Genomic DNA, 20,356 nt, shown 5'->3' with positions numbered 1-20,356 from the left:
AAGCGCCCAATAGGTAATATTTTACGTATTGGGCGCATCTTATAAAATTGAAAAACTAGTCTTTAGGTTCAAGGGCTTTCCATACCCCTGCTGCTACAGCTGCCCCTACTAATGGAGCTACAATAAAGAGCCAAAGCTGCGATAAAGCCTGACAGCCGGCCAGAATCGCTGGCCCAAATGAACGAGCAGGATTAACCGACGTACCTGTTACGGGAATAGCAACCAAATGGATCTAAAGAAGCGTAAAGCCGATTGCAAGCCCAGCCATTGTGCTGTTTCCTACCTTCGAAGTTGTTGCCAGTATCACAAACAGAAAAATGAAGGTTAACACTGCTTCAATCAAAAAGGCGGAAGCAGTACCATACTCGTTTTGATATCCTTTACCCCAACCGTTTGAGCCATACGCCCACTCTCCTGCGGTAAATCCGGCCAATTGCCCGCTTAAAATCTGCTGAAGGACAAATGCCCCCAAAAGTGCACCAATAAACTGAGCAACAATGTAGACAACCGCATCCTTGGCAGACATTCTACCAGCCAATAACACACCAACAGTCACCGCAGGATTGATATGACAGCCTGAAATTCCACCGATCGTGTATGCAAATACCACCACTGAAAGTCCGAAGGCGACAGCAATACCCAAAAGGCCAAGACCAGAAAGCCCAGCTGTGGTATTGGCTCCTGCAATAGCGGCCGCACCGCAACCAAAAAGTACCAAACCAAACGTTCCAATTAGTTCGGCGATAAATTTTGAAGATGTTTTAATTTCCATATGAATCTGTTTATAACTTAGTTAACTCTAATTTAATCATTTTCCTTATAAAATTATACTGCTAAATAAATTATTGTAGAACAATATCCACACCGCTTTAAAACCAACGTTAATAAGCTTTTCTATATTAATTTAACCAGATTTCATCACAGGCTATAAGAGGCTTTCGCTTAGGATGATACCGCCATTCGGGTAGTTTTGCCAAAGGTGCAGCATAAACTCGGATCACTTTAACACTGTCATTTAATAATACTTGATAAGGTATCTTGTCCAAGGTGTAATCCTCCTCAACGGATTCAAGCTTACTGAGAAATACATCTTGGAAATCTTTTCCATTCTTAGATACCGAAATTCGAATTTCTTTTGGTGGAAATATCCAATGTCGGGCATCCTTTAGAAAATTAAGTGTTATGGTATCTATTCGCCTTTCCTGTTCAAAATCAAAAGTAATATCCATCGGCTCCCCGTTCCATAGCAACCAATTATAGCTATAATCCATATAGCCCGGCACACTATCTGTAAGTGTTTTTAGTCCATTGGCAGGGAAAGAAGGATCAAATGGATATCTCAACTTAATATTTGCTTCAGAGGCCTTATTTGCTCTAACGCCGGCTTTGAATATTTCAGACCACTCCTTTGCATAACTATCGGGTGATGCGCCAGCTTCGGCAAGCTCTATAACGTCCAATTTTTTTGCATCTTCAACAAATTGTGTTACTTTACGACTCACCTTTTGTCTCACAACCCAACGCTCCCCCTCTTGTTCAAATATACCATGTTGATGCGGTCCATAAAATCTTGCTTGTTGCAAATAGGTATAATCCAACCCAAGTCCAATACGCCTGACACGGGATTCCACTAAAGGATTACCTTCACTGGCTATTTCCGCTTTTTCTAATAATGTACTATACTTATCCATCGCCTCTGGACTTAAAAAGTCATGCCTATTATCAATCGGGTTTCCGTAAATGGATAAAGCTGATGAAGGCCCGGGCAAGTGATTTCTTCGTTCAGCAAGATATGCTTTAATAAAGGGTCCAGCCTTGCCATAATAGCCCTCGATAAACTCGTTGGTTAGCTGTTCTTCTGAAAGCGTCGTATCCCAGGCGAGGTTAGCCAATATATAGGCATTTAGCTCCGCCATATCACTATAAGTCGCTCCTCCACCTTGCAAAAAGACCCCTTCGACACCTTGCGTTTTCAAATATTGTAGACTTTCCTGCATGGTTCCTTGGATCGGAAATGGCGCAAGATAATTAGTGAACTGTGTCAGATAATCCCATACAAATACATGCTTGGCCTTAGCTTTCCAAGCTCCCAATTGTCTACGAAAAGTTGCTGCTGATGGTTCACTTCCAATGTCATTTTTTCTAAAAGCATCGATATTACTTAATATAACAGAAACATTATCGGCAACCTTGAAGTGCGTTGGCGCATTTGCTGATTCTAAATACGCCAGTGTTGTAAATTTTTTGTCGGGAAATTGTGCGGCCACCCTATTCACAAAGTGAATCAGTGAGCCTTGCGCTCCACCCTCCCGCTTATCAATAGCCTGACAACGATCGCAAGTACAGCTTCCAATATCATCATTGGCCGCGATAGACCAATAAGTAGCTGTGGGATTTTCGCTTATCCTACGTTTAAAATAAGCTACGGTAAGATTAAAAACGTCCTCGTTAGATAGACAAAGTTGAATAGGTTGGCGTTTTCCATCATACAGGGAGTAATACTCCGGATGTTCTTTAAAATAAACTGATGGTGGCAATATTTTACTGAAAGTGTGCCCCCAATCTCCCCAGCGTTCTTCCAAATTATGTAAACCATACCAATCCATATACTCCTGATCCAATTCAACAGGGAAATAAACCTCTCTAAACTCAAAATTTGGTTTGGAATAAATCTTCAGATCTGAATCCACTGTTAAGAATGTCAATTTTGGAACAGATGTATTTTCTTTACCTACATACCACTTTCGTCCACCAATAATATCCCTGACATAACGATATGCCGCAAATAGTACACCTTTACCACTTCCCTCGATATAAATATTCTTTCCTACAGCTTGTATGGAGTAACTGTCTTCGGGAAACATATTAGTTATTGAGCTTTTTTCCAAAATAATGGCATGTGTGACTTCGCCTTTAGCTTGTATTGCAAAATCTACACCTGTACTTTCTTTTGTAAAAGTGTTTATCACCGCAGCAGCTTTTTGTAAAACAGGATCATTTGCATCCGCTTGAATGACATAGTCCGTTTTCCCTTGATCAACTAATGTAATTCTTTCTTTACCCTGAACTATCGTTACCATTGACAATAGACATAACATAAACTTCCACATCATATTAAAAATATTTCCTTAATGATAGATTTAGGTCATACTGATTCATAAATCTATTTTCAGCAACTTTGTAATAGCTCCAACCGCCCATGAGTGTAAAACCCCAATTGTCTATACGATGTTGCCGTCAAAATACGCCAGCCCTCACCTTCGAAAAAGGATCGAATGAAATGGATTATATGTTCAATTTTACTAAGCATGACCTATTCTTAATCGTACACGAGATATAAGTTCCGACGGAGAGATAGGCTTTTTAATATAATCATTGGCTCCGACTTCGAATCCTTCCACAATACTATTATCGTCACGGTAACCGGAAATAATAATAACAGGTACCTGATTATTCGTATTGCTTTTCCGAATGCGATCGATTATTTCGTAACCATTGGCAAAAGGTCATAACAGATCTGGCAAGTAATAGGTCATAGCCCTCCCTTACAAGAACAAATTGCATTGTGCTTAATAGAATCTCATTATCTTCGATAACAAGAATTCTCTTTTTTTCGTTCCCCATAGCGGTAGATTTTTAGTTTTTCACAGTGATGCAAAGTTTCGAAAAAAAAAGAAAATTCGTTGTAGATTAACCACTACAACTCCGTTTAAATAATTTAAACAAAGATTTTAGTTATTAGTTTTAATTAAAATGACAATATACTGACAGGTGGTAGACTCTATATTATTGTTAAACAACTAAACTAGTATGCAAATTTTCAACTTCTCGGATTAACGTTTGCATAATATCTGTTGTCGAAAGTTCACTGTAAGAATGGATCGATTGTCCGGCCCAAATATTTACAAAATCGACATTTTTATTGGCCTTGGCTACTTTTCGTAATTCCCCGGTGAGTTTATTTTGATAGGGATATGGTAAGATATAGTGCGATTTGTCCAAAGCTTCAATAAATGTATTCTTTATACCTCTGGCATAGCGTCCTGAAAAACTCCTTGTCAAGACAATATCTGATTCCTTAACATGAGAAAGACGCGCTTTCTCAAAGTCCAGCAGTGCGCTTTCTTTAGATTTGAGCAATAAACTGCCAATCTGAAAACCACTGGCACCTAATAGCTTTGCAGAATGGATCGTGCTTGCATTATATAATCCACCGGCATAAATAAGCGCCACGTTTACATGCTCTTTCACTTGTGGTAGCAGAGAAAATCCGCCAATCTCAGGAACAGGTGCCTCCTCAAAACTTCCGCGATGTCCCCCAGCTTCTAATCCCTGTACACAGATCACATCAATACCAGCTTCTTCCAGAGCAATTGCTTCTGCCACTGAAGTGCATGTACCAATAATCATCACATCATTGTCTTTCAATCGTTTTATACTTTGTGCATCCAGATTTCCAAAAGTAAAACTCACAACTTTACACTGATGGCTTATGATCGCGTCAATTTGTTCCCTGTAATCTGTAATATGGATGCTATCGAGCTCCGGTAAAGCTACTTCTAAACCATATTGCAGGGCTAACTGTTCCACAAAAACCTTTGTTTCATTATACGCTGTCCTCAAATTCACTGAAACTTCAGGAACATGATTTACAAAAATATTGACTGCAAAAGGCTTCTTTACATATGCAGCGGTTGAACGAATAAGCTCACTACAGCGTTCTGCTGGTAGATCACCCAACGATAGCGACCCGAGCGCTCCGGCACGCGATGCTGCAATGACCATTTCTGGTGTGGTAACACCAAACATGGGAGCTTGGATAATCGGATAATCAATACCTATTAATTGTGTAATTTGATTTGACCATTTCATATCGGAAGTAATTAATATGCTTAAGATTCAACTAAAATAGCTTTCATGTGATTGTTCTAATTTAAGCTATTTTAAAACAAATTATACTATAATACTAGAAAATCATCCTGCATTGCGGTACCAAATAAGCGATTTATACCGTATATTTATTCTATAGTATTACGTAACAAACAATTTTATGAAAATCGCTTTCTTTTCGACAAAACCATACGACAAATTATTCTTTGAGCAAGAAAACAGCACCTATGGCTTTCAGTTCAATTTTTATGAAACGCATTTAGGTCCACACATTGTCAATGCTATTGAAGATGAGAAGGTAGTCTGCGCATTTGTCAATGATAAACTCAACCGACAAGTTATTGAAGTACTTGCTCAAAAAGGTGTTGAGCTGATCGCCTTACGCTGCGCTGGCTTTAATAACGTTGATCTGGAAGCTGCCAGGGAATTTGGGATAAAAGTTTGTCGGGTGCCCGCCTATTCCCCTGAAGCGGTCGCTGAACACACCATGGCCATGTTATTGACATTGAATCGTAAAACACATAAAGCCTATAATCGCGTACGGGAGCAAAATTTTGCATTGAATGGACTTTTGGGATTTAATCTCCATCAGAAAAAAATTGGCGTTATTGGTACTGGAAAAATTGGAAAGGCTTTTATCAAAATCGCATTGGGATTTGGGGCAAATGTAATTGCCTATGATTTATACCCAGACCAGCAGCTTACAGCACAAGGTGTCAATTACAGATCGTTGGATGAAGTCTTCAAAGAATCAGATATTATTTCTCTTCATTGCCCGCTTACTCCCGAGAACCACTATCTCATTAATAAGGAGTCATTGGACAAGATGAAAGATGGGGTGACAATTATTAATACAAGCAGAGGCAATCTAATCAATACCAATGATGCTATTAAAGCGCTTAAAGAACGAAAAATTGGCTTATTAGGTATTGACGTTTATGAACAAGAGGAAAAGTTGTTTTTTAAAGACTTATCGACAACAATTATTGAAGATGAAACAATACAATTATTGATGAGTTATCCGAATGTTTTGGTTACGGCGCATCAAGCTTTTTTCACAACAGAAGCATTAACAGAAATTTCTCAAAGAACGCTTCGAAGCATCTCCGACCTATCAACCAAAGGGATCACTGACGCAGAAGTCTTGCTATAGCAAGACTTAATATCAAATTTATTTCGGATAAAACAATGAAAAACCATGTTTTGAAAGGATTCCTCTTGGCAATCGGGGCGGCTATTCTTTGGGGTGTATCGGGTACTTTTGGCCAATTTCTTTTTCAAAAAAGGGCAGTTAACGTAGAATGGCTTATTACGGTAAGAATGCTTGTGACAGGCATTGTATTATTGCTTTTGGCGGGAATGCACAAGAAAAATGAGATTTGGCAGATTTGGCGTCATCGTAAAATAGTTTAGCACTTCTTCTATTCAGTATTTTTGGTGTATTAGCCGTCCAATATACTTATTTTGCCGCCATAAATTATTCCAACGCTGCTACCGCAACTGTGCTACAATATACAGGTCCGGTCCTGATCGCAATCTATATGGCGTTGAACAAGAGAAAATTCCCTTCGAAAGTTGCCTGCCTGGCCATACTTTTAGCTATACTGGGCACATTTCTTTTAGTCACACATGGGAATTTTGGTTCCCTGTCGATTTCTCCTCTCGCATTATTTTTTGGTTTGATGTCAGCTGTTACGCTTGCTTTTTATACACTACAACCAATCCACTTGTTAAACAAGTATAATGCGGCAATAGTTATCGGTTGGGGAATGCTATTGGGAGGTCTCGTTTTTTGCTTTGTCAAACCTCCTTGGGAAATTGATGGAATCTGGGATATATATACCTATAGCTACACTGCTTTTATTGTTGTCTTCGGCACACTAATCCCTTTTTATGCTTATCTAACAGCAGTTAAGCTTATTGGTGGACAAAAGACAAGTCTTCTAGCTTCTGCCGAACCCTTATCGGCGGCCCTATTAGCTGTCTTGTGGTTAAATACACCATTTAGAGAAACAGACTGGATCGGCACTTTTTGTATTATCGGTACAATAGTCTTATTGGGCATCACCAAAAATGAGGAGCGAAAAAGGATAAGCTAAATGCCTATCCCCTTTCGCGCTTGTAATCTGACCACCACTCATCAAGTCTTTCAATGACGGGTAGTAAAGTTTTACCTAATTCGCTGAGTTTATATTCCACGCGTGGTGGAGATTCAGCGTAAATCTGTCTACATAAAATACCATCGCGTTCGAGCTCACGGAGCTGAACAGTCAATGTCGTTTGTGCCAGATCTTCCATTTCCCGTCGTAGCTCACCAAATCTTTTGGGGCATTGTTTAGCAACAGCCTTAATGAGCGAAACTTTCCATTTTCCACCTATTATCTTAAAAATTCCATTGACATCACAGCAGGCGCCAAAATTTTCACTTTTTTTTTCATTCATAATCACCTCATACTGACCATTAGTTCATAAAAACATACCAAGTACATAATTTATAACTACTTGATTGTAGAAAATATCCAAGCTATTTTTAACCATAAAATTATTAAAAACTTTCTATATGCGCTTTCAAATTAAAGATTTACTTCATATTTTCCTCCTTTCAACTGGTATATTTCTATTTGTCATAGATCTCTTTATTATTAATGTTTCCCTTCCCACAATTCAACATGGACTACATCTACGAGACAGTGATACGCAATGGATTATAATACTTTATATTATTGGGTATGCAAGTCTTCTAATCAATGCTGGGAATGCCGGAAATCATTATGGAAAGAAGAAATTATATTTAATTGGGATGGCTTGTTTTACTGTAGCCTCCCTTGTATGTGGCTTAGCCAATAATCTTTACATTTTATTGGCCGGAAGATTGATCCAGGGGATTAGCTCTGGACTTATGGTTCCACAGGGCATCGCATTGATCACGTTACTTTTTGAAAATCCGGAGAAGCGATCGATGGCTTTGGGTATCTATGGAAGCATAGCAGGTATTGCCTCAGTAATAGGTCAATTATTAGGCGGAATTCTTCCGGATCAGACTTGGATACATGAAAGTTGGCGTCTTATTTTTTTGATCAATGTTCCCATTGGGGTACTTGCCTGCTTTGCTGTCTATCGCTATACATTCAATGATCAAGTTACTGGAAAATCTAAGATCTCTTTTATCCCTATGATAACGTTGTTTATCCTTTTAATGGGAATAATTTTTCCTTTAATCATGGGACCTGAGTTGAAATGGCCATTCTGGTCATTACTGCTATTGGGAGCAGCAATTGTTCTCGTCCTGTTGTTTCTAAAAAAACAACGTAAATTAGAACAAACGGGCCGTTCTAGTCTACTCAATTTCTCCTTATTTAATAATCGGGTTTTCAATTTAGGCCTTCTAGCGGCTTTAGCCTATTATATGGTCCAAGATGCTTATTTTATTATTAACTCCAATTACCTTCAAAATCAAAAGAATTATACGGCAACAATGACAGGAATTGCGTTTGTTTTTCAGGGTATTGGTTACGTATTGGCAAGTGTTATTGTCAGCAAGTTAATACAGCGCCACGGAAAGATCATTGTCCTATATGGATTAGGAATAATGATTTTGGGTTTGCTGTCTCATCTTTTCGTTTTCAATACGATGATCATAGATAGCAACCAAATACACGCGCTCTTCTTTTTTTATGGTATTGGCTGCGGTAGTGTACTGCCGGCATTAATGACACTTGCATTAAAAGACCTTAACGAAAAACTAATCTCCGTAGGATCCGCCATCTATCTTACTGTACAACAGTTATCTATATGCTTGGGAATCGCTTTTATTGTCGGTATATTCCTCCATCGGAAAGAGACTAAATTTCTTATTTTGCAGAACATCTCATCTGCCTATGGCTACTCGATCGTACTATCGGTCATATTACTCTTATTTGTCGTATGTACAATAGCTTATTTACCCTCAAAAAAAGTAAAATAGCAGGTAATTCGTTCATGATTTCGCTGGGTCTATCATACTTTCTCTCAGGATTAATGTAGCTAATTTGCTGCTTCATACTTGTCTACTAAAGCGTAGTCGTAAGGAATACGGATGCTCAGCGGGCTGGCTTCCCATAAGTCTGAACCGCTGGGCAAATAGAAATCATAGGCATTACGCATGAAATTCTCCCCATTGGGAGCTTCTTGCCAGTTTTTCTTCTCCCTATTGTAAAGTAATATCATACAACTCACGCAGGTGCCCTTATCTTTCATGGTCGAATTTTCATAACACTTCCCTATTTTTACAGTTAATTTTTGCTGAATAATAACATCAGTCAACCGCCCATTTGTAAGGTGAATTAGAGCGATCTGTGCATCTTCATCTGTTGGTGAATGTTTTGCTGCTTTCAATTGATCGAACTGAGCCCGATATATTCGCGCTATTTCAGCCTGCCTCACATCCAATGGTAAGAGATTTGTATCTACGGGATGGAGGTCTTCAACACCGCCCGCCCGGGTAACACCAGCACTTAATACAATATTTTGTTTGGATGTATCAGTATCAGCGGCAGCTGAGCCTTCATTTTTATCGAATAGCTGCGTAAGTTCTGAGATATGATGCCCTATTTGATTAAAACCCACAACGTAATTTAAGATAACGAAAGCCAACAGAGCAAGGACTGAAAAGATAAAAAGTGCCTTCCAAATACTAGTTCGCCCACGCTCATTTGTTTCCACTTCCAAAAAAGAAGATCCTTTGTGATCTGCTTCCTGAGAATCGCCACGATGTTCAACGAATTCATAATCAGCCAAAAACAGGTCTTTACCATCAAAAAGATCAATATGGTCTTCTTTAAACATCTCCACAATATCCCGGGCAGTTTTATACTTTACATTTGCCTGGGTGGCAATCAGATCAATAGCCGCATTTACATCACCCTGTTTAATGAATTCACGAATAGTTGCTTTATCAATTTCGATCGTATTGACGAGAATATTTTTGGTCATATCGTTTAATTTCCTATAGATTAGAATGCTTTGCTACCTAAACGAAGTAAAAGCATTCGACTTCAAAAATGAGATTAATAAATGAGAGATCAATGAAAATTTCTTCCCTTATGAAAAATACCTGCAGCATTGTCGCCATCAGTTGTCAGATCTTTTAACAAACCTGACATATCAAAGCATCGTTGCGCTATTACATGAATAACTTCACCTTCAACTTGGATTTTACCCGCAACCATAAGGAGTTTTGCCCGAAGGATTTCTTTACGATATTTTTCAAATACATTACTCCAAACGACAATATTTGAAAAACCAGTATCATCTTCAATAGTGATAAATAAAACACCTTTGGAGGTTCCTGGTCGTTGTCTAACAGTAATCAACCCACATACTTTCACAGGCATATCATTTTGTATCAAGCCCAATTTTGCTGTGGGCACTACATGGAGAAGATCGAGCTTTCCGCGCAAGAAACTTACTGGATGTGCTTTAATGGATAGCGAGGTCCTTGCGTAATCAGCCACAACATGCTGGCTTTTTGTTAGCAATGGTAATTCAATTTGCCCCTCCATGGTACTTTCAGATGCTTGACCTTCAAATAATGCAATCGGCCGATCACCCAATGCTGTAATTTCCCAAAGCGCTTGCCGACGATCAATACCTAATGATGTAAAGGCATCTGCATCAGCCAATTTCTCCAACGCAATAAGAGATAGTCCAACATCCATCATACCAGTAATGGATGAATAGGCAGACTGCCGACCTTGAGTCAACACAACGGCCTCTTCCCTTGAAAATCCTTTGATCTGACGTAAACCCAATCGAAGAGCATGTGGTTTTCCAATTTCTCCCTCTAAAGTATTGTCCCATGAAGAATGATTGATATCAATGGAACGTACTTTTACGCCATGTTTCTGTGCATCAATAACAATTTGAGCAGGTTGATAAAAGCCCATGGGCTGACTATTGAGTAAGGATGCCGCAAAAATATCGGGGTAGTAATACTTAAGCCATGAGGACACATACACCAGTAAAGCAAAAGACGCTGCGTGACTCTCTGGAAAACCGTAACTGCCAAAACCTTCCAATTGCTTAAAAACTCTATTGGCAAATTCTTCCGTATAGTTTTTCTTTACCATACCATCGACCATTTTTTTGTGAAAAGCAGATACCTGTCCTTTTGCTTTGAATGTAGCCATGCTACGCCGCAATTCATCGGCTTCCGCAGGAGTAAATCCGGCAGCGACTATGGCAATTTCCATGGCCTGCTCCTGAAAGAGAGGAACCCCCAAGGTTTTTTTAAGAATGGTTTGGATCTCAGTGCTGGGATAATCAACAGCTTCCTCTTTATTTCGACGGCGCAAATAGGGATGCACCATATCGCCTTGTATCGGTCCAGGTCGAACGATAGCTACTTCAATGACTAGATCATAAAACTCTCGTGGTTTTAATCGCGGCAACATCGACATCTGGGCCCGGCTTTCGATCTGGAATACACCTAGAGTATCTGCATGGCAGATCATATCGTAAACCTTTGGATCGTCTTCTGCCCCAATATCAGCCAGGGTAAGCTCTTTTCCATAATGCTTTTTAGCGAGATCAAAAGCTTTGCGAATACAGGTCAACATCCCCAAAGCAAGTACATCAACCTTTAGAAAGCCGAGTGCTTCAAGATCATCTTTATTCCATTCGAGATTTGTCCGATTATCCATGCGGGCATTTATTAAAGGACAAAGCTCATGCAAATTACCTTGCGTAATAACAAATCCGCCTGTATGCTGCCCCAATTGACGTGGAAAGCCAATATATTGATGTGTCAATTCGAGAACTTTTCGCAAATGTTGGTCTTCCGGATTAAAGCCCTGTTCAACCAAACGTTCCAAATTGATATAATCGTCCCAATGGCTACTCACAACCCCTGCTAAACGCCCTACAGCATCCATGGAAAGCCCCATGGCCTTGCCAACATCACGTATAGCCCCTTTGGAGCGCACCTGTGTGACAGTTGCTACGATAGCAGCACGATTGCGGCCATATTTCTCATAAATATACTGGATGACTTCCTCACGGCGCTCATGTTCAAAGTCGACGTCTATATCTGGTGGTTCATCGCGTGCATCGGACATAAATCGCGCAAACAAAAGCCTGTATTTTGACGGGTCAACAGAAGTAATACCTAAGCAGTAACATACGGTTGAATTTGCTGCAGATCCACGCCCTTGGCATAAAATTCCCTTTTCCTTCGCAAATCGAACATAATCATACACCGTCAAAAAATAAGAAGCATAATTTTTGCGTTCGATAAAATCAAGTTCCATTTGAATCGTTTCGCGAATTACATCCGGGATATCTCCGTTAAATCGTTTACTGGCACCTTCCCAAGTTAAATAACTTAATTCTTCCTGTGTAGTCCGACCATGAGATGATAATTCATCTGGATAGATATATTTCAAATCATCTAAGGAAAAACGACAAGCATTGGCAATTTTTACACTCTGTTCTACAGCTTCAGGGTACAACCTAAACAAGCGTTCAACTTCAGTTATTGATTTTAGATAGCGCTCTGCATTGGGATATAAATTAAATCCAGCCGTATGTATTGTGCATTTTTCACGAATACAGGTTAAAATATCCTGCAATTCACGCCTTTCAGGTACATGATAATATACATCACCAAGTACAACAAGCGGGATAGCCAGGTGTTCGCCCAACTGATTTATTCTAAACAATAATTTAGCATCATCACCACGATAGAGTTTTTTTATTCCTAGATTAAGACACCCCTGTAGACGCTGTTGACATTCCTGTACAAACGCTATAAATGACTGCTCAAGCTCAAAACCGACCACTAGTTTTTCAGGTGGACAAATAATGAATATAATCCCCTCAGCATATTGAAACACATCATTTTTGTACAATTCGCATCTTCCTTTTTCCGTCCTTAGATTTCCAACAGTTAACAATGTTGAAAGCCGTCCGTAAGCCTCTTTATCTGTGGGGTATGCCAATAAGCTTGGCCCATCCTGTAAATCTAGACGACAAGCAGGAATCAGTCGTATACCGTTTTTTTTTGCAGCCATATGTGCACGGACGATTCCAGCAAGGCTATTGCGGTCCGTTACTGCAACAGAATTATACCCCAATCGCGCCGCTTGCTCGATCAGTTCTTCCGGATGAGAAGCACCTTCGAGAAAACTAAAATTACTTGTTATCTGTAATTCACAATATACCATACACTAACCTTATGCAAAAAAACCATGTATAAACCATTGATCAGCCTGACCGTCATAATGCCCGGCGCGATATAACCAAAAGCGCCGACCTTGCAGATCTTCCACCGCATAATAATCCCGATGTTCACCAGGATCAATCCACCATTCGCGTTCAATACGTTCGGGGCCATCTGCTTTCCTTATAGTATAGGTATCTCCCTTATAACGGAACAGTATGGGTGGATAGTCGGGTATGGGTGCTGTGACTATAATACGTTCAGGGATCTTCAATAGTCGTGTTGGACGTGGCCTTGCAGTTTGCCAGTCAACAGCTGCAACCTCATCCATTTTAGCCGCTATTTTCATGGATCGTTCCGGCCAATAGTGCGCAGATGGCACATAGCGTGAAATATCACAATTGGCGTCCCTACTTTTCAAGCGATCTAAAAGTTCGGTAACCGTTGGGTTTTTGAGACCAATTCTATTGTTCCAAAGATTTTCCTGAACTGGATCTGCCGTCTCAACTTTGGATACGCCCAAGGTAAATAATTCAATTCCCAATGCCGGTTCAATTTGCGGAATCTTTAGGACAAATAATTGAAGGATATGTTTAACCTGAGCAGTAGCACGATTAGTCTCAATAGTAATGGTCTCTATTTTTCCATCCACGCGATGACAATTCAATTCGGCTGCACGTAATCCTTTACCCTCCCCCGACAAACGCTTACACAACTTGTTTAATAAATCTTCCAAAGCCAGTTCAATACCATTTGCTGTACAGATAGGCTCCAAACAAGGTAAACGCTCTTCATAGGGTAAGATGGGTTTTATAGAAATAACAAATTCATCTTCCAATCCCATGGCCTGGTCCAGTCGGAGCAGTAAACTATCGCCAAACCTTCTACGCAACACTGAACGTGGCATTTTTGAAAAACTTCCGATTGACCGTAATCCAAGCGATTGTAAGCGCTTCAATTGAACATCTTCCAATCGTAATGCAGCAGGACTTAATGGAAGAAGCGTTTCCGACTGCGCCTGTTCATTTATAATGATATCTTCGTGTCCAAAATGCGCTACCGCCCATGCGGCCCCAATGGTATCAGCAATCCCCATACGTACATCATAACCATGTTGTCTAAATTTCGAGACAATACTTGTTAAGTAGGCCGCCTCCCCGCCCCAAAGATGAGCACAACCACTAATATCCAGGATGATACCGTCGGGCGTATCTAATGCCACTTGTGGTGTGTACCTGATGCACCACTCTGCTATCGAATGGAGTAACTTTTCAGCCAATCCAGCTTGCTCATTGATTATTTTAAGTGATGGAATAAATGCCCGTGCATCCGCTATAGCCATACCTGAATGCACCCCCGCTTGCTCCGCTAATAAGTTACTCCCACTGACGATTAATCTTCCTTGAGCGGCGATGGACAATACAAAGGGAATATTTTGCAAATGTGGTTTGCAAACAGTGAGCCAATCTGTTTTCAGATGAGGAAACCAAAGTGAGGCAAATCTTTTTTTCATGACTAGCCAAGATTTTGGTAGTTATAATTCCAGTCTTTTACCTGTATCTCCTTTTTAGAAAATGTTTTAAATCCTTGTGGAGACCAGGTTATTTGCTCTTTAGCTGGACTACCATTCCTTACCTTGAGCAGCTCTACATCCCAACAAGGGTAGCCAATACCAGGTAATCCATCATCCGATTGACTAGGTAAAGAAGTGACTTTCCAACGTGCCGCACAACTCGTCGCCAACAAGATCTTTGGGTTATGTTGAAGTATAAACCCTGTAACCCGACTTTTTTCTACGGCAAGTTGAAGGCGCCTCGACTGAACAAAATCCAGCTGATGTATTTCGGCCAGCACGGCTGTTATGCCATGGCATTTCAACGCTTCTTCCATCGCCCATAACACATCCTTCTCCCGTTTCATAGAAACAAAAACAATCGATGCTGGATCGACCCCAAATGATCTGATTGCCGCTGGAAATACCGTTTGAATGGAGCCTATCCAAATACAAATCCCATCAGTTTGCATAAGTTTTCCAAGGAGACCACCAATAAACCCACAGGATGCAGCACTATCCATGCGGTTAAAGCTCACAAACTCGTGTATTACCCCTTTAGGAAAAACTCCATTCGGAAAAGCTTTCTCCAATGGCCCCAAACCCATCGTGCTTGCATCATTTGACCTTTGAGGTACCCCTTGCCAGGCAAGCAAGTCCTTTTTAAGTTTGCTGATCAAAGCCTGTTTATCTTCTAACATCATAGCCCCTCGTATTTAATATTACACACAAATATAATACTAATTATTTTAGCAATAAAAGAGAATGCTACATTTTTTAGTGCAAACAACAGAACTTAGAACCGTAGAGCCTTTGTTACTTCAAGCCTTATATATCATTCAAGAATTGCTGGATAACATCTTTTTTTCTTGTCGCAACAGGAATCATTTTACCATCGGACATTTCTATCTGGCCATCCTTGAAATATTTTTTTATATAGTTTGCATTGATTAAATAAGATTGATGACAACGAATAAATTCGGATTCAGGAAGCATAGTTTCAAAGTGCTTAAGGACTTTCGAAACCATCATCGGTTTATTGTCTTTAATATAAAATGTAGTATAACCCTTATCTCCATGGCAATAAAGAATATCATCGATATTCACAATCTGAGTGTATTCAAATGTACGTAGTGCTATTTTCTTTGGTCTAACTGGTGACTTCAGATAGCTTTCGGCCATACTTAATTGCATGCTATTGAATCTAAACTCTGTATTTTTCTTATAGCATTTTTCAATAGCCTCTATAAATTGTTCCGGAACCAAAGGCTTTAATAAATAGGCAATAGCGCCTATATTAAGGGCTTCTATAGCATATTGGTTAAATGCGGTTATAAAGATTGTATTTATGTCCAATTTCAGCTCGGAGAGGAAGGATAAGCTTGATCCATCTTTCAATTGAATATCAGCTAAAATAAGATCTGGATTAGATACAAGTAACTCACGTTCTGCTTGGGCGATTGATGGACTATAACCAACGATCTGGACATAAGGAATAGCATCCAATAAAGACTTAATGTACAAATAGATATTATACTCATCTTCAAGAATATAAACTTTCATAATTTCACGTATTTAATTAAAATATAAAACGAGTGGGATATAGAGTTCTACGCGATATCCACTTTTATCTTCTCTATAATTGGGCTTTATTTCAATCCTTGCTTTTTGATGAGGATCATTAAACAAAAGCTCAAGGCGCTCTTTCGTGATAACTTGTGAAAGAGAGGTCTTGTGTGCATTATTTTTCTGATAAGATTGCATTCCCCAGCCATTGTCACTGATAACAATATGCAATTGATCTGCTTCCTGATTAAAAAGAATTTGCAATTGTCCACGATAATTCAAATTTTTGAAAGCATGTTCAATAGCGTTTTCGACAAAAGGCTGAATCAACATAGGAGGAATCATGACATCATCAACATCCGAGTTACCGCTCTCAATTTCAAAATCAAATACATCTTGATAGCGCATCTGCTGTAAAAGTATATAATTCTTTAATGATTTAATTTCTTGATCCAAAGAAATATACTCTTCCCTATTTAATTCGAGTATATCACGAATTTGACGGGACAATAAGATGAGGTACTGATTTGCCTTTGCTTTTTGCTCACTACTGATCAAACCTTGCAAATTAGCTATAGCATTATAAATAAAATGGGGATTAAGCTGGTTTTGTCGCGTCTTCTGCTCTAAAATTAATTGTCTATTTTCGGCAACTATACGCTGATTAATATTTTTCAATAGCTTTTGTTTATTCCGGTAATAAATGAAGAACGCAATGCTAAAGATCAGTGCAAATAAAATAACAAAAATCCAGCGCTGTTGGACCATAATCTTATGGTTGAATGCATTTGTTGTTTTTAAAAGCTTAATAGCCTGATCCTTTTTTTCAGTTTCATACCGTGTATTGATCTCATTGATACGTTCATTTTCAATACTCTTTGTACTATTTTTATAGTCCTGATAGGCCGAATCCAAGGTAAAATAAGCCCGTTCATAATCTCCTTTTAATGCGTGCGCTACTTGTAGATTCTGATAATAGAATAATTTATTTTGCTTGCCTTTATGTGTTTTGATAAACTGCAATCCAGCATTAAAATAATAGATCGCCGAGTCAACTTGATGATTATTCAAAAAATTTTTTGCCAAATTCGCATACGCATAGGCATTGAGTGCCTTGCTTGAAGATAAATAATTAAAATATTTTTGGGATGCCTCTACCGCTTTTCGACTATTCCCTATGCTAAAGAAATACTGCGCCTGTAAATTATACATGCGCATAATGATAGCAGAATCCGCCGTTTTATTTGCGTAATATTTGCTGCTATCCAGTGTTACTTTTAGCTTCTCAAAATCATGCAATTCAATATACTGCATAAATTTGATCTCCTGATACGCTTGCGCAACACGGGCATCGGATCTATTGGGATGATAATGATACCATGACTCGTTATCTTTGAGCGCCTGGTTATAGTCAGCTCGACGATAATTTGCATTAGCCAATAGATTGAAAAAAAGAAAGCTAAACCTACTCTTATTTTCTAACGCATATTCTTTAGCATCAATAATTTGTTCCATGATGCCAATAGTAGTCACATCATTAAAACTAAAATTAGCCCTTATTTTAAAGTAATCCTTCAGAACAAGCAAATCTGGAGACAGTTTTCTCCCATCAAGGTTTTTCAGCGCGATTTCTATTGAATCTATGTTATCGTCCAACAAATAGTTGTAGGCCAAAAAAATCCAATTATAACCAGAATTATTAAAATACTTATCCTGAGCAAACTCCGCTTTCTTCTTTGCTATAATAGATTGATCCCTAAAATCTTGTAAAGCGAGAAATTTTAATAACGTATCCTGATAGGTTAAATCAAGTGAGTTATCTTCGATATGCGTATTATTTTTAGACGCCTGCTGGCCACTTTGATGACAAGAGAGTAACTGTGCCATGAGCACGAGAGATAAAAAACAAAAAGTAAATCTTGTCAAATTTCGTATCATCAGAATATAACTATCTGTTTAAATTTACATGAAGGTGCCTATATTTTTCCATAACCTCGTTCATTAACTATGATAAGCTTTCACAGGATAAGCAGCTATTAAAGAAATATGCAAGGTACTGTCCATATCATGTTCTCAATTGCCGAATATCGGAATATTATCAAAAAAACAAGATATACTTTCATAAGTATTTAACCCGGCTGATACTTATGCTAATATTCTTCTCCAATAAAAACACCGGTCGCAACCATTGAACTCGCTTATAGGTAATTTCGTTTTACTACCTACGAACATACAAATTGGTCAAACAACGAAAACTTCATAGTTAATAATCGCAGTATATGACTCAATATTTGCATCAATAAAGAGAATTTCGTGTTTTTTCATCAAAGTGTGTAACGAAATATCCCGACCGTACCTATACTATGGAGCATCACGCTAAAACGTCATATGGTAAATAATCTAATCTTAACTTACATAAACTGGAATATAAATAGTGATATCTTTGTTATTCCAATTATTGAACACCCTATTCGCTGGTACGGACTATTTTGGTTATTGGGCATTGTATTATGCTATAAGATACTAGATTCATTATTTAAGAAAGAAGGTCGGCCAACCGAGTTCTTAGATCAGCTAACCATTTATATCGTTTTAGGTACTATTATTGGTGCTAGATTGGGGCACGTATTATTTTACGACCCCAGTTATTACCTGGATCATCCCTTAAAAATAATGGCCATTTGGGAAGGTGGGCTGGCAAGCCATGGCGGAGGTATAGGTATCCTGACTGCAATCTATTTATTTGCAAAAAAACAGCAGCTTCCTTTTCTTTGGGTTGCAGATCGGGTTGCTTTGGTCGTCCCTATAGCGGGGGCTTGCATTCGCCTGGGCAACTTAATGAACTCTGAAATGATTGGAACAGCAAGTAGTTTACCTTGGGCCTTTGTGTTTACCCGTATCGACACGATACCCCGGCATCCGGCACAGCTTTATGAAGCATTATTTTGTCTCCTATTATTCGTATTGTTATATCGTTTGTGGAAAGAAAAAGAGCTTCAACGTAACAATGGAAACTATTTTGCCTTACTATTGGTTTTGCTGTTTTCGTTCCGGTTTTTGGATGAGTTTTTGAAAATCAATCAGGAGCATTTTGAAGACTCCCTATTCATCAATATGGGACAGCTTCTTAGCATACCATTTATTATTATTGGAGCTGGTCTATTTATTTTCAACCGTTTTCAAGAAAGAATACCAAAACTAAAGTAAGGGGATGCGCAGTACTTCCAAAAATCATCACCTATGCCATGGTCATCAGGAACAGAAATTTTATCATGATTTTTTTAATAAGCCATGTTGAAAAGCATATTTTACTAATTCCGCAGTGTTCTTCACCCTTGTTTTATCAATCAAGTTCTGCCGATATCCTTCAACAGTACGCTTACTCAAAAAGATTTTATCTGCAATTTCTAGATTTGTAAACCCGTCCGCGATCAATTCCAATACGTCTAGCTCGCGTTCACTTATTTCCAAATCTAGGATAGTATTCGAGCCAGCATCCGTATAAACCTGACCCGAAGAAACTTGTTCAAGTAAGGCTAAGCTAATTTCTTCACTCATATACCGCCCGCCCTGAGCGACATGCTTTAATCCAAAAAGTAATTCATTATAACCTACATTTTTCAACAGGTAGCCTGAAAGACCATGCTCAAACCCTTCAACCACATAATGAATTTGACTAAGCATGGATAATATCACAACTTTGACCAGCGGATATTTTTGACTGATGCTTTTTAAGAGCTCCATCCCGTCCATATGCTCCATACTTATATCAGTTAAGACAATATCGGGAGCTAGACCATTCGCCAATTTAGACAGGGCTTCCGTACCATCAGATGCCTCGCCTATCACTGCAAATTCTCCATCGGATTCTAAAAGTAGTTTAATACCATTACGTACGACCATGTGATCTTCAACCAATAGTATTTTAACCATATTCATCTTCTTTAGCATTTAAATATAAACTTTCAATTCTATTTTCTTCCAACCATATACGACAATGATGGTGTATTGTATTTTCCGATTTGGAATAAAAAAGAAACAGACTGCATAAACAAAATAAATTTACATTTAATTTTCCGATTACACACAAGCGGATAAAAATTGGCGAGAGCTATCGCAATCAAAGCAAGTCCCGCTGCTTATCTTTATGT

At 38.8% G+C, this 20,356-nt stretch carries 15 protein-coding genes and 2 pseudogenes; 5 read left to right on the top strand and 12 right to left on the bottom strand.

What is annotated here, in order from left to right; translation table 11 throughout:
• Positions 1 to 55 precede the first annotated feature (55 nt).
• From L1283_RS19150 to L1283_RS19135, 4 genes and pseudogenes are all read right to left on the bottom strand, one after another.
• A pseudogene (locus tag L1283_RS19150) lies at positions 56 to 772 on the bottom strand (MIP family channel protein).
• A 127-nt stretch (positions 773 to 899) separates the two neighbouring features.
• The gene (locus L1283_RS19145) at positions 900 to 3,080 is read right to left on the bottom strand and encodes a DUF4838 domain-containing protein (RefSeq protein ID WP_158638753.1); all 2,181 of its coding nucleotides are present in this window, start codon (positions 3,078 to 3,080) and stop codon (positions 900 to 902) included.
• A gap of 222 nt (positions 3,081 to 3,302) precedes the next feature.
• Positions 3,303 to 3,488: pseudogene (locus tag L1283_RS19140) on the bottom strand (response regulator); the annotation flags it as partial.
• Positions 3,489 to 3,792: 304 nt separating this feature from the next.
• Entirely contained in the window at positions 3,793 to 4,872 is a 1,080-nt protein-coding gene (locus tag L1283_RS19135) for an NAD(P)H-dependent flavin oxidoreductase (RefSeq protein ID WP_312352863.1), read from the bottom strand.
• 178 nt (positions 4,873 to 5,050) lie between these two features.
• Here L1283_RS19135 and L1283_RS19130 point away from each other — a divergent pair, with 178 nt between their 5' ends.
• Genes L1283_RS19130 through L1283_RS19120 form a run of 3 tightly spaced genes read left to right on the top strand, consistent with a single transcriptional unit; the run spans position 5,051 to position 6,989 of the window.
• Positions 5,051 to 6,043 carry a 2-hydroxyacid dehydrogenase gene (locus L1283_RS19130; protein ID WP_145326796.1) on the top strand — a complete coding sequence of 331 codons (993 nt, stop codon included), beginning with the start codon at positions 5,051 to 5,053 and terminating at the stop codon, positions 6,041 to 6,043.
• 35 nt (positions 6,044 to 6,078) lie between these two features.
• Positions 6,079 to 6,303 carry an EamA family transporter gene (locus L1283_RS19125; RefSeq protein ID WP_208734063.1) on the top strand — a complete coding sequence of 75 codons (225 nt, stop codon included), beginning with the start codon at positions 6,079 to 6,081 and terminating at the stop codon, positions 6,301 to 6,303.
• Positions 6,304 to 6,320: 17 nt separating this feature from the next.
• The gene (locus tag L1283_RS19120; protein ID WP_280176842.1) at positions 6,321 to 6,989 is read left to right on the top strand and encodes an EamA family transporter; all 669 of its coding nucleotides are present in this window, start codon (positions 6,321 to 6,323) and stop codon (positions 6,987 to 6,989) included.
• A 4-nt stretch (positions 6,990 to 6,993) separates the two neighbouring features.
• On the opposite strand, the gene L1283_RS19115 is transcribed toward L1283_RS19120, so the two are convergent.
• On the bottom strand, positions 6,994 to 7,332 hold the full coding sequence (locus L1283_RS19115) for a winged helix-turn-helix transcriptional regulator (protein WP_088161659.1): 339 nt from the start codon (positions 7,330 to 7,332) through the stop codon (positions 6,994 to 6,996).
• 118 nt (positions 7,333 to 7,450) lie between these two features.
• Here L1283_RS19115 and L1283_RS19110 point away from each other — a divergent pair, with 118 nt between their 5' ends.
• Positions 7,451 to 8,854 carry an MFS transporter gene (locus L1283_RS19110; RefSeq protein WP_145326797.1) on the top strand — a complete coding sequence of 468 codons (1,404 nt, stop codon included), beginning with the start codon at positions 7,451 to 7,453 and terminating at the stop codon, positions 8,852 to 8,854.
• Positions 8,855 to 8,913: 59 nt separating this feature from the next.
• On the opposite strand, the gene L1283_RS19105 is transcribed toward L1283_RS19110, so the two are convergent.
• From L1283_RS19105 to L1283_RS19080, 6 genes are all read right to left on the bottom strand, one after another.
• Positions 8,914 to 9,861, bottom strand: coding sequence for a hypothetical protein (locus L1283_RS19105; protein ID WP_286848270.1), 948 nt, complete (start codon positions 9,859 to 9,861; stop codon positions 8,914 to 8,916).
• 89 nt (positions 9,862 to 9,950) lie between these two features.
• Positions 9,951 to 13,091: an error-prone DNA polymerase gene (locus tag L1283_RS19100; protein WP_312352856.1), complete on the bottom strand. Its 3,141-nt coding sequence runs from the start codon at positions 13,089 to 13,091 to the stop codon at positions 9,951 to 9,953.
• A gap of 9 nt (positions 13,092 to 13,100) precedes the next feature.
• Positions 13,101 to 14,600, bottom strand: coding sequence for a Y-family DNA polymerase (locus L1283_RS19095; RefSeq protein WP_145326800.1), 1,500 nt, complete (start codon positions 14,598 to 14,600; stop codon positions 13,101 to 13,103).
• A gap of 2 nt (positions 14,601 to 14,602) precedes the next feature.
• On the bottom strand, positions 14,603 to 15,343 hold the full coding sequence (locus L1283_RS19090; RefSeq protein WP_145326801.1) for an ImuA family protein: 741 nt from the start codon (positions 15,341 to 15,343) through the stop codon (positions 14,603 to 14,605).
• A gap of 124 nt (positions 15,344 to 15,467) precedes the next feature.
• Positions 15,468 to 16,202: a LytR/AlgR family response regulator transcription factor gene (locus L1283_RS19085; RefSeq protein ID WP_145326802.1), complete on the bottom strand. Its 735-nt coding sequence runs from the start codon at positions 16,200 to 16,202 to the stop codon at positions 15,468 to 15,470.
• A 12-nt stretch (positions 16,203 to 16,214) separates the two neighbouring features.
• A complete protein-coding gene (locus tag L1283_RS19080) occupies positions 16,215 to 18,092 on the bottom strand; it encodes a sensor histidine kinase (protein ID WP_158638755.1) in 1,878 nt (625 codons plus the stop codon).
• 501 nt (positions 18,093 to 18,593) lie between these two features.
• Between L1283_RS19080 and lgt the strand changes: the two genes are divergently transcribed.
• A complete protein-coding gene (gene lgt / locus L1283_RS19075) occupies positions 18,594 to 19,412 on the top strand; it encodes a prolipoprotein diacylglyceryl transferase (RefSeq protein ID WP_145326804.1) in 819 nt (272 codons plus the stop codon).
• A gap of 63 nt (positions 19,413 to 19,475) precedes the next feature.
• Here the strand turns inward: lgt and L1283_RS19070 are convergent, their stop codons facing one another.
• Entirely contained in the window at positions 19,476 to 20,144 is a 669-nt protein-coding gene (locus tag L1283_RS19070) for a response regulator (protein WP_244294278.1), read from the bottom strand.
• Positions 20,145 to 20,356: the final 212 nt, after the last annotated feature.

Origin of the sequence: Sphingobacterium sp. HSC-15S19 (genome assembly GCF_050433745.1) — a bacterium.
Taxonomy (GTDB): domain Bacteria; phylum Bacteroidota; class Bacteroidia; order Sphingobacteriales; family Sphingobacteriaceae; genus Sphingobacterium; species Sphingobacterium siyangense.
The sequence above is the reverse complement of the archived record's forward strand: the minus strand, read 5'-3'. Positions and strand labels throughout refer to the sequence as shown.